Raw genomic sequence first — 13,671 nt, forward strand, 5'->3', positions numbered from 1 at the left:
CCTCTCGGGTAGAGCGTCCGGGCCTTGGTCCGGGCGGTGCTGTACGCAAGTTCGCCGTTGCTGGATGGGGGAGGAAGGAGCGCGCCGCCCAGGGTCAGCGCTGGAGGGGCGTGAGGGGCTCGGCCGGGTCGCAGAGGGCGGCGGCTTCGAGTGCCGCGTCCGCGACCGTGTCCGTCTGCGGTCGGTGCCGGCAACTGGGGGACTTGCCGTGGGCCTCGGCGCGGATGCGTTGCTTCATGGTGGGGGGCAGCGAGCGGGACCAGGCCCAGGGGATCGGCGGCGCCGTCACATGTGTGGCGCTGTTGCTCGCGGCCTCGGACTGCGGTACGGCCGCGTTCGCGGTCGTAGTGGCGAATCCGAGCGCCGTGCACAGCGCGAGGAAGGCGGTGACGATGGCGGTCCACAGCTTCATGACCTTGTTGCTGGCCATGGCCCCTCACTTTCGGGTTGGGCGATTTGCGTACTTTCCTCATGATGTTTATGTGGGTCGCGAAGTGGTGGACCGACGCCCCTTGCGCGTCGATGTTCCGATCAACACCACACGAATGGGTGCAGAGAGGACGAAAAGCGGAAAGAGGGCCACAAAGTCGCCGTCCGCGTTGGTGTGATCACCCTCCGATCGGAGCGGTGACGTCCGCTTCTACTGCGGTGTTCCGGACGGGAGTTGGCTGCGGACTCAGGTCACCGATCGGTATCGGTCGGTGTGTATAGTCGGGCGGCAGAGGTCCCCTACGTCAAGGAAAGACGAGGTCGCGCGGTGAAGAAGCTTCTCCTGGTCGCACTGGCCGCCATCGGCGGGCTCCTCGTGTACCGCCAGATCCAGGCGGATCGCGCCGAGCAGGATCTGTGGACGGAGGCGACTGACTCCGTGCCCACGGGTTCGTGAGTATCGACATCGGATTCTGAAAACCCCGGCCGCCGAGCGGTCGGGGTTTTGTGTTGCGGGACATCCCCGGATGTGCCATACGGTGCGATGTCTCTGCGAGGGCCTTCGAGGCGGGCGTTTCGGCCGCTCGTACGGATTGAGCGGATGACATACCCCTGAGCAGGGCAGGATGGGCCACGGTCCCGGTCCGGCGACGACGAGGGGTGGCGTGTCATGGGGCGGCGGCGTACGACGTGGGGGCGTGCGAGGGGATGGCCCGGTCGTCGACCCTGTCCGTCGCGGTACGCGCGCGTGGCTGTCGTGGCAGCCGTCCTGTGCGCGGCGACGGTACTGCCGGGCGGTGCGGTGCTCGCCGCAGGGACGACGCCCGGCTCCAACGCCTTCGGAACGCCCGGCGCGTACGCCTTCGACGAGGACGCCCGGTCCGTCGAGGGGGCGACAGGCACTACGGAAGCCGACCGGCTGGACGTGGCCACGACGTACCGCAGCTCCCTCCCACAGGGCGGCAAGCTCTTCTACCGCCTCGAACTCGACGCCACCTCGAACGTGTACGTCTCCGTGACCGCCGTCCCGCGCGCGGGCACCACAGTGAGCCCCACCGACAGTCTCAAGGTGTCGGTGCAGGACGCCAACGGCCGCTCCTGTTCGTACGACACCGCCACCTTCGGGAGCCGCAGCCCGCACCCGATCGCCGCATGGGGAGAGCGCGAGGCCGCCGCGAGCGACTCCTCCTGCGACGGCGCGGGCACCTACTACGTGGTCGTCGAGCGCGTCGACCGGAGCGGCTCTTCACCCGACGCCTGGGACCTGGAGCTGGCCCCCGTCTCCGAACCACGGCTGGGGCAGACCAGTGCGACCGAGACCGAAGCACCCAAGGACTGGGACTCCGCCTCGCCCACACCCCTGCTGAGCGACGCCGAGTCCCGCGAGGGTGGCGGCGGCTTCACCCGGGCCACACCCATCGGCCAAGGCGTCTGGCGCGACGACCTACGGCCCGGCCAGACCCTCTTCTACAAGGTCCCGGTCGACTGGGGACAGCAGCTCTACGCCACCGCCGAGCTGGGCAGTACGAGCAGCGACGGCAGCCTCGTGGCCGCTGCCCTGGACATGTCCCTCTACAACCCCGTACGCGCCCATGTCGACGACGTCAGCCTGCACTACAACGGCAGCCAGAAGGCGGAGTCGATCGATCCGCTGCCGCCGGTCGCCTACGTCAACCGCTACGCCGGTCCCTCCGACCCCGTCAGCGGCATGCGGTTCGCCGGCTCGTACTACCTCGTCGTCCATCTCGCGGAGCAGGTGGCCGAACAGTTCGGCGACGGGCCCTTCGGGCTGACGCTGCGGATCCGCGTCAGCGGTGCGGGCGAGACCGGGCCCGGTTACGCGGGGAAAGCCGAGCCACCGAACCTCTTCGAGGTCACGGCACAGGACCAGGCGGCCGTCATCGAGGGCGGCTCCGGCACATCCGGGAGCGGCGACGCCGCGATGACGGTGGTCGCCGTGGGCGGGATCGGCGCGGGCACGGTCCTGATGGCGGTGCTCGGGGTGTGGACACTCGTGGCACGGAGGCGTGCTGGGGCCTGGTAGGGCGGCTGTCCCCGCGGGCTGGGGCTCAGATGCGGGTCAACGCCCAGAACCCCACCGCGTAGCAGGCCAGCGCGAGCAGCAGCAGCGGGACGGCCACCTTCGCCGGCGGGCCGGGACGTCGGCGAGGGCGGGCTGCCCGGTGGCGTGGCTGCGAAATTGCCTGCGCGGGAGGTGGAACCTGCGGGTTCTGAGCGGTGTACGAAGCAGTAGAGGCATCGGCGCGCTGAAGCGACGCCGGTGTCAGGGCCTGAGTGGAGTGGCGCGGCGTGGGCGGCTGGGGGGAGGACAGGACATGCGTGGGGTCGTAGGAGGAGAAGGGCGGGGGGCTGGGGTGACTGGCCTCGGAGGGCGGAGGCTGCGGATGTGGGTGCAGTTGTGGATGTGGCTGAGCTTGCGCTTGTGGCTGAGGCTGGGGTCGCCGCTGGGCTTGGGCGTCCACCTGCCGTGGAAGAGGGGAGGAGCCGGTGGGCTGAGGGGGCGGCAGATGGAAACTGCCGGTGTCCGACATGCTGGGCGGCTGCGAGCCCGTCGGCTGCTGCCGGGGGTCGCTCTCCTGCCGCAGATCAGCCTCTACGACGGCTGCGCCCGCGCCGGTCGGGCCGGAACCCGTGCCGGAGCTGTTCGGCCCGGAGTCCGTAGCAGAGCTGTGCGGCACAAAGCCCGTTTCGCCGCGCTCGGCAGCCGACCCCAGCCCGCCCCTGGTCGGCTCCACTCCCCTTGCCGGCTTGAGTGGGCCTTCGGGGCCGAACCCCGGGGGAAGCGGGCCGATTTGGTCGAAGATCTCGATCAGTTCGTCGTCCGGGCCCCCCTCCGGAAGGAGCTCTGCGGCCGAGGCGAGGGCCTTGCGCGCCCCCGTGGCCGTGCGGAAGCGCGCCTGTGGATCCGGCTGCAGCAGCGTGGCCACGACCTGCCACAGCGGCTCGGGAATGCCCTTCGGCGCCCCCGGCGTCCCGTGCTCCGCGAAGTACTGGATGAGGGCCTTGGCATCCGGCTTGGCGCCCTCCAGCAGATACAGCGCCACCAGCCCTACGGCGAACAGGTCCGCGGCGAAGTCCGGCTCCGCGCCCATCATCTGCTCGGGCGCCAGATAACCGGGCGTACCCACCACGAGATTGGTCTCCGTCAGCCGCGGCTCGCCCAGACGCATGGCGATACCGAAGTCGGACAGCCGCAGCCGCGGCCTGCCCGTGCCGGTGGCCTCCAACAGGACGTTGGCGGGCTTGATGTCGCGATGCACGACGTCCTCCGCGTGCACCGCGGCCAGCCCCGACAGGAGCTGGTCGAGCAGGGTGCAGACGAAGGGCGCCGGCAGGGGGCCGTAGTCCCCGATCAGATGGACCAGCGAACCGCCGGCGACCAGATCCATGGTGAACAGGACCTTGTCGTCGTCAGCGGCCCAGCTGGCCGGCGCGAGCACATGAGGGTGATCGATCCGCAACGCCTGCTCCCGCACGAAGCGCAGCAGCGAGTGCGCGTCGCTCTGCTGCAGCACCTTGGCGGCGACATAGCGGCGCCTGCGATGGTCCCAGGCACGCCACACAGCACCTACGCCGCCGCGTCCGATCGGGTCGGCCAGTTCATACCGGCCGGCGAAGACCTCACCCATGGCTGTGCGTCGCTCCTCCCCCTGCGGCTGTCCCCCTTGCTTCCCCCTCGATGAGCGATACGACTCCTGCCGCCCCCTGTGCGATGAGCGATACCCCCGTGGCTCGTGGCCCCCGTGCCGCGAACCCTTGCCGCTCCTCGGCCGTCGACCCGGCTACCGAACCCCCTTCGGTGACCGGGGCGCCGGTTCAGCTCTGGTGGGACTGGTAGTGCGCGACCGCGTCGGAGGTGCGGCCCGCGCCGTACACCCGGAGGAACTCTGCCAGTTCCGGGTGGGTCGGGGCGAGGGTGTCCGCCGCCTCGATGATGTCTCCCGCCGCTGCCACCGAGCGCAGCAGCGACTGGATCTCGCGGACCACCCGCTTGACCGTGGGCGCCCCCGAACTGCTCGTCGTGGTCGTGGTGTTGCTGAGCACCGAGCCCCCCTGCGACTTCTTGATCTCTTCCATGCGCTCGGTCGCCTCGGCCGCACTCACGCTGCCGTCCGCGACCTGCCCCGCCAGATCCTGCAGCAGCTGCACCCGCTGGACCACGGCGGGATTGCCGATCTTCGCCCGCTGGCCGCTCATCAGCTGCGACAGCATCGGAGCGGACAGGCCCAGCACCCCCGCGAGACGAGCCTGGTTGAGGCCAAGATCGTCTATCAGCTTACGGAAGAGCGCCCCCAACGGCTCCCCGTACCAGTTCCGCTGCAGTTCCCGCGCTCTTGCGGTGGCTTCCTGCTGTGCGGCGTCCATTGCGTCTCCCCATCGCTTTCCCCAAAACGGCGGTTCGCTGTCGCGAACCACGCCGAGCATCTTACGGAGAGTGGCGGTCCATCGGGACCCCCAATCTTTTTGCGAGATACGGGGGGTGACCCGGTACTCTGGTCTGCGGCGCCCGCCGGTATGTGGTTCTTCCGGTCGGACGCTCATCTTCCGGGGCCTTAGCTCAGTTGGTAGAGCGCTGTCTTTGCATGGCAGATGTCAGGGGTTCGACTCCCCTAGGCTCCACACTTCGGACCGGCCAGGTGCCTCAGCGGCGCCTGGCCGGTCCTTTTGTTGAGCCTGCTTCCAGGGGTGACGTGCGTCACTTGGGGCGGCCCGATGGCATTGCAGCTCTTTGCGCAAAGAGACGGGGCGGGCGAGGGCGGTGAAGCCGTCGCTGGATGTGACCGGCGGCGTGTGGCGGGGTGCGCTCCGGCGTGCAGGCCGTGTGAGCTGGTGCGAACGGCTGCAGGTAGCCAGAGGAATACGTTCCGTTAAGGAAGTCTGTGCGGAACCTGCACACCCGGGCCGTTGCAAACGTCATCGCGAGCGGTGTGCGTAAACGCGTCACCGGGCTCGACGCCCGGCACGACTGTTCCACGTGAAACATCACAGTGGGGCGGGAGACCCTCAAGTCTCCCGCCCCACCGCACAGTTGGCGCGACCGGCCGGAACGCTCACCGACCCTCGTCGCGCTCGGCGGCCTCTTCCTCAGCCTCCTTGGCCTGAACCTCGGGATCGAGCACGGACTGACCACTGCCGTCCACCGAGGTCAGCCGGCCACCCTCGGGCACCTCCGTCGCGGCGGGCGGCTCGACCAGCCAGTCCGGGTTGGCCTGCTTGTCCCACCACTTCCAGGCGGCGAAAGCACCGCCCGCCAACACACCGAGAACCGCCAGCCCTTTAGCGATCCGGCCGACCCGAGCACGCCGCTCGTGCCGACGGGACAGCTTCTGGATGTCCTCGGCCGAGACATGGCTGCGCAGCGCAGCCAACGCGGCGGCACTCCGAGCAGCGGCCTCGTCCTTGACGGGCGTGGCCACAGCCACCGCCTGCTCAAGCCGCGGCTTGGAGTAGTCGGCGGCCTGCCGAGCAGCCTTACGGGTGCGGACGGCGGCCTCATGGGCGGCCTGGTCGACCTTCGGCGGTACATGTGTGCGGGCCTGCTCCAGACGCGGCACGACATGCGTGCCGTACTGAGCGCGCGCCTGCTCGGCGGCCAGCGACACCTTCGGCGCGAGCCGTACGCGTGCCTCGTGCGCATAGTGCGCGGCCCTGTCCTTGGCCGTGTCGGCGTAGGGCGCCACCACTTCCGCGGCGTGCAGCACGCTGTCCTTCGCCGAGCCGGTCGCGGCGCGCACGCTGTCGATGCGGGTCACGGGATCCTCCTCCTCGGTGGCGTACGGTATTTCGGCTATCCACCCTTTTACGGATCATGCCTGCAAGGAAGCCCCGGGGCATGTGAGGGCGGGCATCCGGGTCATGGATCAAGTGCAATAGCGGATGAATACGGGGCAACAGGAGCTTGTCGTCGACAATGCCACGGATCGCCGCCGAGCGCCCCCGGCCCGAGGCCACTCGCCCGGATTTCTCCCAAGCGACACGCAGGCAAACCGGTGCGGAACCGGGCGACGGGCGACGTACGGCGTGGACCATGCGAGGATCAGGGGGTCACAGGAAGACAACGGAAGGCAGATCGTGGCTGAGCAGCTCTACGCCACCCTGAAGACCAACAGCGGCGACATCGAAGTCCGGCTCCTGCCGAACCACGCGCCCAAGACGGTCCGGAACTTTGTCGAGCTCGCCAAGGGCGAGCGTGAATGGACCAACCCCGAAACCGGCGAGCGGTCCACCAACAAGCTCTACGACGGCACGGTCTTCCACCGGGTGATCAGCGGCTTCATGATCCAGGGCGGTGACCCGCTGGGCAACGGCACCGGCGGACCCGGCTACCAGTTCGAGGACGAGTTCCACCCGGACCTCTCCTTCGACAAGCCCTACCTCCTGGCCATGGCCAACGCCGGTCCGGGCACCAACGGCTCGCAGTTCTTCATCACGGTCGCCCCGACGACCTGGCTGAACCGCAAGCACACCATCTTCGGCGAAGTCACCGACGGCGCGAGCCAGAAGGTCATCGACGCCATCGCGTCCGCCCAGACCAACCCGCGCACCGACCGCCCGCTCAACGACGTCGTCATCGAGTCGGTCGTCGTCGAGACCCGCGAGGGCTAGAACAGACCCCGGGTCCGAAGGGCCCGGTACCTCCCGCAGGGAACCAAACGCCCCGCTCATCCGTAAGGATGGGCGGGGCGGTTCAGCTGCGTACGAGACGAGGGGATCCCATGGACCAGGCGCCAGGCAGCCCACAGGGCCCGGAGGACCAGGGCCCCGCGCAAAGCGCACCTGTCTGCTACCGGCACCCGGACCGCGAGACCGGCGTGCGCTGTACCCGCTGCGAGCGCCCCATCTGCCCCGAGTGCATGGTCAGCGCCTCTGTCGGCTTCCAATGCCCCAACTGCGTCCGCGAAGGCGCCGGCACCGGCGTCTCGCCCACCGCATCCCGGCCCCGCACCATCGCCGGCGGCACCGTCACCGCCGACCCCCGACTCCTCACCAAGATCCTCATCGGGATCAACCTCGCGGTCTTCATCGCCGTCCAGTCATCGACGTCGCTCCTGAACGACCTCGTCCTCATCGGCGAATGGCCCCCCGCCCCCTTCACGCCCACCGAAGGCGTCGCCACAGGCGAGTGGTACCGCCTGTTCACCTCGATGTTCACGCACGAGGCCATCTGGCACATCGCCTTCAACATGCTCAGCCTCTGGTGGCTCGGCGGCCCCCTCGAAGCCGCCCTCGGCCGCGCCCGCTACATCTCCCTCTACCTGGTCTCGGGCCTGGCGGGCAGTGCCCTCACCTATCTGCTTGAATCCCCGACCACAGCCTCGCTCGGCGCATCCGGCGCCATCTTCGGCCTCTTCGGCGCCACCGCCGTCCTCGTCCGCCGCCTCAACTACGACATGCGGCCGATCATCGCCCTCCTGGTGATCAACCTGATCTTCACCTTCGGCTGGAGCAACATCGCCTGGCAGGCCCACATCGGCGGACTCGTCGGCGGCCTCCTGATCGGCTACGCCATGGTCCACGCCCCGCGCGAGCGGCGGAACCTCGTCCAGTACGGCAGCTGCGTGCTGCTCCTGGCCGTGATCGCCGGAGTGACTCTCCTGAGGACAGCCCAGATCACTTGATCCCCAGCATTGTCCACAGTCTGTGGCGGATCTTGTGCACGCCGTGTGGGAACAGCTGCGCCCCCTGTAACTGACCTACGTTTCCGCAGGTCAGGCAGGGGGCGAACATGTTTCCGAATCTGCCGTGCGACAGTCGTACCGGCGTCAACACTCGGTGGGTTATCCACAGATCGTCGTTTCTTTATCCCCAGGAGGGGTGTGGAAATCTTTACGAGTTGTGGATAACTCAGCGGATAGCCCTGGGTAGAGCTGCGTTCACCGGCCCGTGGCCGCTACTTCCACTGCGTCGAGACACCGAATCCCGCCGCGATGAAGCCGAAGCCCACCACGATGTTCCAGTTGTCGAGACTGTCGATGGGCAGCGAGCCGTCGGTGACGTAGAACACCACGATCCATGCCAGGCCGATGAGGAACATGGCCAGCATGACGGGCGCGACCCAGGTACGGCTGGTGAGCTTGATGGCGGTCGCCTGCTTCGCCGGCGGCGGCGTGTAGTCGGCCTTCTTGCGGATACGTGACTTCGGCACGAGGGTCTCTCCTGTCGATGCGCTGCGTGGCCGCGCAGGGAACGGGGCGGGCTCCGGGGCAGCGTACAAGGGGACTCTTAGTGCTCCCCCGGGCGTCCGTTAGCGTAGTGCTTCCGCGGCGCCGAAGGAGATAAGGGTACGTTGAGCAATTCTGCCGACTCCCCCGGGACGGGATCCAGCCCTGCCCGCGGACGCCGTTTCCGGCCGGTGCGGGTGCTCACGGCGGGTGTGTTCGCTCTCGCGGGGCTCATTTTCTTCACCAGTTTCAATACTGCCAAAGGCACCAATATCCGTACGGATGACTCCTTGCTGAAGCTGTCCGACCTGATTCAGGAGCGCAGCCACAACAACGGCGAGCTGGATGAGTCCAATGCGGGCCTGCGGGACGACATCGACGCGCTTGCCGAGCGGGACGACGGCAGCAGCAAGGCCGAGGACGACAGGCTGGCGGGCCTGGAGAAGAACGCGGGTACCCAGAAGCTCACCGGTGAGGCGATCACGGTCACCCTCAACGACGCTCCGCCGGACGCCACCGCCAAGCTCCCCGGCTATCCCGAGCCGCAGCCCGACTACCTGGTCATCCACCAGCAGGACCTCCAGGCCGTGGTGAACGCCCTCTGGCAGGGCGGTGCCGAGGGCATCAAGGTCATGGACCAGCGGCTGATCTCCACCAGCGCCGTGCGGTGTGTGGGCAACACCCTGATTCTTCAGGGCCGCGTCTACTCACCGCCGTACAAGATCACGGCGGTGGGGGACCCGGAGAAGCTGCAGAAGGCGCTCACCGCGTCTCCGGCGATCCAGAACTACATGGTGTACGTCAATGTGTACGGGCTCGGCTGGAAAGTCGAGGAGGACGGGGCGGTGACTCTGCCCGGCTACTCGGGCACAGTGGATCTGCAGTACGCCCAGCCCGTGGAGTGAGTCTGTTCAGGAGCTGCCGGTGCGTGTCGTCGTCAGGACGGTCAGCGAGCTCTGTATCACCGTGGGCACCCTGATAGTCCTGTTCGTCGTCTATGTGCTGTTCTGGATCGGCGTGAAGGCCGACAACGTCATGGGCGACCAGATCGACCAGCTCGAGGAACAGTGGGCGCGTGGGGCGGTGCAGCCCGCGCCGTCGGCGGCCCCCGGCGCTTCGGCCTCCCCGGCGGAGCCGGCGCCGTATGAGAGTGGCAAGCCTTTCGCGATCATGTACATCCCGCGTCTTGGTTTCACGTGGAACAAGCCGGTGCTCGAGGGGACCGCCACTGGCACGCTCAAGAAGGGCCTCGGTCACTACGCGCGCACTGCACAGCTCGGTCAGAAGGGCAACTTCTCGGTCGCGGGGCATCGGCGCACGTATGGAGACCCGTTCAAGGACTTTCCCGAGCTGAGGGCGGGGGATGCGGTGGTGCTGACGGACGGGGCGACGTGGTTCACGTACAGGATCGACAAAGGGCCCTACAAAACCGTGCCCACGGACGTTGAGGTGATCGATCCTGTGCCACGTAAATCGGGGTACACACGTGCGGGCCGCTATCTCACGCTGACCACCTGCGATCCGGAGTGGGGAAGCAGTCACCGGCTGATCGTCTGGGCTCATCTCGACTCCACTCAGCCTGTGGAGGCCGGGAAACCAGAGGCCCTGCGCCGTTAGTCTGGTGCGGGTACGGCGTGAGTCTGGTGCCGTGGTGCGACGGAAGGGACGGCATGTACGGCTGGATCTGGCGGCATCTGCCGGGGAACGCATGGGTGAAGGCGCTGATCTCGCTCATGCTGGTCGTGGCCGTGGTCTACGTCCTCTTCCAGTACGTCTTCCCGTGGGCTGAACCGCTGCTTCCCTTCAACGATGTGACGGTGGACAACCAGTGAGCGCACGCATTCTCGTCGTCGACAACTACGACAGCTTCGTCTTCAACCTGGTCCAGTACCTGTACCAGCTGGGCGCGGAGTGCGAGGTCCTGCGCAACGACGAGGTGTCGACGGCGCATGCTCAGGACGGTTTCGACGGGGTGCTGCTGTCGCCGGGGCCGGGTACGCCGGAGCATGCCGGGGTCTGTGTGGACATGGTCCGCCACTGCGCCGCCACCGGGGTACCTGTCTTCGGTGTCTGCCTCGGCATGCAGTCGATGCAGGTGGCGTACGGCGGTGTCGTGGACCGTGCGCCCGAGCTGCTGCACGGCAAGACGTCGCTGGTCGAGCATCGGGGCGAGGGTGTTTTCGCGGGTCTGCCGACGCCCTTCACGGCGACCCGGTACCACTCCCTGGCGGCGGAGCCGGAGACGGTGCCGGCCGGGCTGGAGGTCACCGCGCGCACGCGCGACGGCATCATCATGGGCCTGCGTCACCGTGAACTCCCGGTCGAGGGTGTGCAGTTCCACCCGGAGTCGGTGCTGACCGAGCACGGTCATCGGATGCTGGCCAACTGGCTGGTGGAGTGCGGTGACCAGGGTGCGGTGGCGAGGTCGGTGGGGCTCGCCCCGGTGGTGGGCAGGGCCTCGGCGTGACCGCCCTGCGCCCCGAGCGCGAGTCCGGCGCGGCCGACTATGGCAGCGCCGGCGACCAGGGGACCTCGTACGGGGAGCAGCCGTACGGGGCGCCGGGTGCGTTCGAGGACTGGCAGGGCGAGGACTGGCAGGGCGGGCAGGGGACGTACGGCCAGGGAGTGCAGGAGGGGTACGGGCAGGGGCCGCAGGCGTACGGGGCGGAGGAGACGCAGGCGTACGCGGCGGGAGGAGAAGCGCAGGCGTACGGGGTCGGGGAGACGCAGGCGTATGGGGCGCAGGAAGCGCATGCCTACGCGGCGCAGGAGCCGTACGCGCCGTCGTATCAGGCTTCCGTCGATGACTCCTCGTATCGCACGCCTGTCGAGGGATCCTCGTATGACACCCCTGTGAACGGACCCTCCATACCGCCGGGCGGTGAGTCCTTCTTGCCTCCCGTCGATGAGGAGACCGTCGCCCTGCGGATACCCGATCCGCCTGCGACAGCCGGTGGCGAGTCCATATCGGCTTCTGGCGCTTCCGCCGCCGCGTCAGCTACCGGACCCGCCCCGGGTGGCCGAGCGGCCCGCAGAAAGGCAGCCAAGCGCCGTCACGGGCGGCATGGCGGGGCGCGGGAGCCGCAGGAGGCGTCGTCGTCGGCCGAGGCGGAGGACGATCGGCGGCCGTTGTCGCGCGTGGAGGCTCGTCGGCGGGCGCGGGCGAACAAGCCGAGCGCCGGTGTCATGGCCAGCCGGGCGATCGGTGAGGTGTTCATCACCACCGGCGTGCTGATGCTGCTGTTCGTCACCTACCAGCTGTGGTGGACGAACGTCCGGGCGCATGCGCAGGCCGGGAAGGAGGCGAGCAACCTCCAGCAGGACTGGGCGAGTGGGAAGCGCGCCCCGGGGTCCTTCGAGCCGGGGCAGGGCTTCGCCCTTCTGTACATCCCGAAGCTGGACGTGGTGGTGCCGATCGCCGAGGGCATCAGCAACAAGAAGGTGCTCGACAAGGGGATGGTCGGCCACTACGCCGAGGGTGCGCTGAAGACGGCGATGCCCAGTGCGAAGACCGGCAACTTCGGGCTGGCGGGGCATCGCAATACGCATGGCGAGCCGTTCCGGTACATCAACAAGCTTCAGCCGGGCGATCCGATCGTCGTCGAGACGCAGGACACGTACTACGTCTACAAGATGGCGTCGATTCTGCCGGTGACCGCGCCGAGCAATGTGAGCGTGCTGGATCCCGTGCCCAAGGACGGCGGTTTCACCGCGCCGGGCCGCTACATCACGCTGACGACGTGCACGCCGGAGTTCACCAGTAAGTACCGGATGATCGTCTGGGGCAAGATGGTCGAGGAACGGCCGCGCAGCAAGGGGAAGCCGGATGCGCTCGTCTCGTAAGGGCGGATGAACGTGGCAGCGACCACTGACGACACCGAGTACGCAGAGCGCGCCGACGCGCCCGGATCCGCGCCCGCCCCGCGCCGCCGCGGCCCCGGGCGGATCGCCATGGCGGTCAGTGTCTTCGGTGAGCTCCTCATCACGGCGGGCCTGGTGCTCGGTCTGTTCGTCGTCTACTCGCTGTGGTGGACGAACGTCATCGCGGACCGGGAGGCCGACAAGCAGGCCGACAAGGTCCGCGACACCTGGGCCCGCGACGGCGACTCCGGCCCGGTCGCCTTCGACAGCAAGAACGGCATCGGCTTTCTGCACGTCCCCGCGATGACCAAGAGCGAGATCCTCGTCGAGAAGGGCACGTCCTCGAAGATCCTCAACGACGGCGTCGCCGGCTACTACGTCGACCCCGTCAAGGCCGCCCTCCCCACCAGCGGCAAGAACGGCAACTTCAGCCTCGCCGCGCACCGTGACGGCCACGGCGCCAAGTTCCACAAGATCGACAAGATCGAGAAGGGCGACCCGATCGTCTTCGAGACGAAGGACAAGTGGTACGTCTACAAGGTCTACGCCGTCCTGCCCGAGACCTCGAAGTACAACGTCAAGGTGCTTTCGGCGATCCCGAAGGAATCGGGAAAGAACAAGGCCGGCAAGTACATCACCCTGACGACCTGCACGCCGGTGTTCACGTCTCGGTATCGGTATGTGGTGTGGGGGGAGTTGGAGCGGGTGGAGAAGGTGGATGGGGAGCGGACGCCGCCGGAGGAGTTGCGTTAACTTTGCCTTGCGGCTTCGGGCCTCGTGTTTCACGCCACGCCTACTCCAGAACCCTCAGCGGTTCCCCGGCACTCCACTCCTCCAGCGCTCCACGGTGTACGGCGGTGATGCCGGCCGCGGCGGCGATGGTCAGGGCCTCCGCCTGGTGCAGTCGGCGCTCGATGCGCGGGATCTCCCGTCCGCAGGGCGATCAGCTCCTTGCCGTGCTCGCCCGACGTTTCGATCAGGGCGTGAACATCGGCACGACGGTCTTGCCGAGGATGTGGGTGATGCGCTGGTCGATGCGGTCGTCGAAGGAGACGGCGTCAGTGTGACCTGGGTTTTCCACAGGCTGTGTACGCGCCAGGTGCGCCTTCACTCTGTCGAGCACGTCCGTGCGGTCGAGGACGCTGCCGCGCAGGGCCTGTGATTCCAGCAGTGCCTGTTCGTTGATCATGTTCTGGGC

Annotated in this window: 16 protein-coding genes and 1 tRNA gene; 11 read left to right on the plus strand and 6 right to left on the minus strand. The window is 68.1% G+C overall.

What is annotated here, in order from left to right:
• Positions 1 to 94 precede the first annotated feature (94 nt).
• Entirely contained in the window at positions 95 to 430 is a 336-nt protein-coding gene (locus ACTWQO_RS29900; protein ID WP_443240482.1) for a DUF6344 domain-containing protein, read from the minus strand.
• A gap of 327 nt (positions 431 to 757) precedes the next feature.
• On the opposite strand from ACTWQO_RS29900, the gene ACTWQO_RS29905 reads away from it, so the two are divergent.
• Both ACTWQO_RS29905 and ACTWQO_RS29910 read left to right on the plus strand, forming a co-directional pair.
• On the plus strand, positions 758 to 886 hold the full coding sequence (locus ACTWQO_RS29905; RefSeq protein WP_003999697.1) for a DLW-39 family protein: 129 nt from the start codon (positions 758 to 760) through the stop codon (positions 884 to 886).
• 291 nt (positions 887 to 1,177) lie between these two features.
• Positions 1,178 to 2,473: a hypothetical protein gene (locus ACTWQO_RS29910; protein ID WP_443240483.1), complete on the plus strand. Its 1,296-nt coding sequence runs from the start codon at positions 1,178 to 1,180 to the stop codon at positions 2,471 to 2,473.
• Positions 2,474 to 2,498: 25 nt separating this feature from the next.
• Here ACTWQO_RS29910 and ACTWQO_RS29915 read toward each other — a convergent pair whose 3' ends face one another.
• Both ACTWQO_RS29915 and ACTWQO_RS29920 read right to left on the minus strand, forming a co-directional pair.
• Complete coding sequence (locus tag ACTWQO_RS29915) at positions 2,499 to 4,079, minus strand: protein kinase domain-containing protein (RefSeq protein ID WP_443240484.1); 1,581 nt, start codon at positions 4,077 to 4,079, stop codon at positions 2,499 to 2,501.
• A 187-nt stretch (positions 4,080 to 4,266) separates the two neighbouring features.
• Positions 4,267 to 4,815, minus strand: coding sequence for a helix-turn-helix domain-containing protein (locus ACTWQO_RS29920; RefSeq protein WP_210573411.1), 549 nt, complete (start codon positions 4,813 to 4,815; stop codon positions 4,267 to 4,269).
• Between the two features lie 182 nt (positions 4,816 to 4,997).
• Between ACTWQO_RS29920 and ACTWQO_RS29925 the strand changes: the two genes are divergently transcribed.
• A tRNA-Ala gene (locus tag ACTWQO_RS29925) sits at positions 4,998 to 5,070 on the plus strand.
• A gap of 431 nt (positions 5,071 to 5,501) precedes the next feature.
• On the opposite strand, the gene ACTWQO_RS29930 is transcribed toward ACTWQO_RS29925, so the two are convergent.
• A complete protein-coding gene (locus ACTWQO_RS29930) occupies positions 5,502 to 6,203 on the minus strand; it encodes a DUF5324 family protein (protein ID WP_443240485.1) in 702 nt (233 codons plus the stop codon).
• Between the two features lie 319 nt (positions 6,204 to 6,522).
• On the opposite strand from ACTWQO_RS29930, the gene ACTWQO_RS29935 reads away from it, so the two are divergent.
• Positions 6,523 to 7,056: a peptidylprolyl isomerase gene (locus ACTWQO_RS29935; RefSeq protein WP_443240486.1), complete on the plus strand. Its 534-nt coding sequence runs from the start codon at positions 6,523 to 6,525 to the stop codon at positions 7,054 to 7,056.
• A 110-nt stretch (positions 7,057 to 7,166) separates the two neighbouring features.
• A complete protein-coding gene (locus ACTWQO_RS29940) occupies positions 7,167 to 8,069 on the plus strand; it encodes a rhomboid family intramembrane serine protease (RefSeq protein ID WP_443240487.1) in 903 nt (300 codons plus the stop codon).
• 272 nt (positions 8,070 to 8,341) lie between these two features.
• Here ACTWQO_RS29940 and crgA read toward each other — a convergent pair whose 3' ends face one another.
• Positions 8,342 to 8,596 (minus strand): cell division protein CrgA, encoded by a 255-nt coding sequence (gene crgA / locus ACTWQO_RS29945; RefSeq protein WP_443240488.1) that lies wholly within the window; start codon positions 8,594 to 8,596, stop codon positions 8,342 to 8,344.
• 141 nt (positions 8,597 to 8,737) lie between these two features.
• On the opposite strand from crgA, the gene ACTWQO_RS29950 reads away from it, so the two are divergent.
• Genes ACTWQO_RS29950 through ACTWQO_RS29975 form a run of 6 tightly spaced genes read left to right on the plus strand, consistent with a single transcriptional unit; the run spans position 8,738 to position 13,226 of the window.
• Positions 8,738 to 9,517 (plus strand): DUF881 domain-containing protein, encoded by a 780-nt coding sequence (locus ACTWQO_RS29950; protein ID WP_443240489.1) that lies wholly within the window; start codon positions 8,738 to 8,740, stop codon positions 9,515 to 9,517.
• Positions 9,518 to 9,536: 19 nt separating this feature from the next.
• On the plus strand, positions 9,537 to 10,229 hold the full coding sequence (locus tag ACTWQO_RS29955; RefSeq protein WP_443240490.1) for a class E sortase: 693 nt from the start codon (positions 9,537 to 9,539) through the stop codon (positions 10,227 to 10,229).
• 17 nt (positions 10,230 to 10,246) lie between these two features.
• The gene (locus ACTWQO_RS29960; protein ID WP_210573855.1) at positions 10,247 to 10,444 is read left to right on the plus strand and encodes a hypothetical protein; all 198 of its coding nucleotides are present in this window, start codon (positions 10,247 to 10,249) and stop codon (positions 10,442 to 10,444) included.
• Complete coding sequence (locus tag ACTWQO_RS29965) at positions 10,441 to 11,079, plus strand: aminodeoxychorismate/anthranilate synthase component II (protein WP_443240491.1); 639 nt, start codon at positions 10,441 to 10,443, stop codon at positions 11,077 to 11,079. The genes ACTWQO_RS29960 and ACTWQO_RS29965 overlap by 4 nt, the downstream gene beginning before the upstream one ends.
• Positions 11,076 to 12,455 carry a class E sortase gene (locus ACTWQO_RS29970; RefSeq protein WP_443240492.1) on the plus strand — a complete coding sequence of 460 codons (1,380 nt, stop codon included), beginning with the start codon at positions 11,076 to 11,078 and terminating at the stop codon, positions 12,453 to 12,455. The genes ACTWQO_RS29965 and ACTWQO_RS29970 overlap by 4 nt, the downstream gene beginning before the upstream one ends.
• 6 nt (positions 12,456 to 12,461) lie before the next feature.
• Entirely contained in the window at positions 12,462 to 13,226 is a 765-nt protein-coding gene (locus ACTWQO_RS29975; RefSeq protein WP_443240493.1) for a class E sortase, read from the plus strand.
• 223 nt (positions 13,227 to 13,449) lie between these two features.
• Here ACTWQO_RS29975 and ACTWQO_RS29980 read toward each other — a convergent pair whose 3' ends face one another.
• A complete protein-coding gene (locus ACTWQO_RS29980) occupies positions 13,450 to 13,662 on the minus strand; it encodes a hypothetical protein (RefSeq protein WP_443240494.1) in 213 nt (70 codons plus the stop codon).
• Positions 13,663 to 13,671: the final 9 nt, after the last annotated feature.

The organism is Streptomyces sp. 4N124, from assembly GCF_052245395.1.
Taxonomy (GTDB): domain Bacteria; phylum Actinomycetota; class Actinomycetes; order Streptomycetales; family Streptomycetaceae; genus Streptomyces.

Excerpts from the sequence above, each read along its gene's own strand:
- ACTWQO_RS29940 (WP_443240487.1), top strand. The coding sequence starts at position 7,167 with ATGGACCAGGCGCCAGGCAGCCCACAGGGCCCGGAGGACCAGGGCCCC.
- ACTWQO_RS29975 (WP_443240493.1), top strand. The coding sequence starts at position 12,462 with ATGAACGTGGCAGCGACCACTGACGACACCGAGTACGCAGAGCGCGCC.
- ACTWQO_RS29915 (WP_443240484.1), bottom strand. The coding sequence starts at position 4,079 with ATGGGTGAGGTCTTCGCCGGCCGGTATGAACTGGCCGACCCGATCGGA.
- ACTWQO_RS29920 (WP_210573411.1), bottom strand. The coding sequence starts at position 4,815 with ATGGACGCCGCACAGCAGGAAGCCACCGCAAGAGCGCGGGAACTGCAG.
- ACTWQO_RS29900 (WP_443240482.1), bottom strand. The coding sequence starts at position 430 with ATGGCCAGCAACAAGGTCATGAAGCTGTGGACCGCCATCGTCACCGCC.
- ACTWQO_RS29980 (WP_443240494.1), bottom strand. The coding sequence starts at position 13,662 with ATGATCAACGAACAGGCACTGCTGGAATCACAGGCCCTGCGCGGCAGC.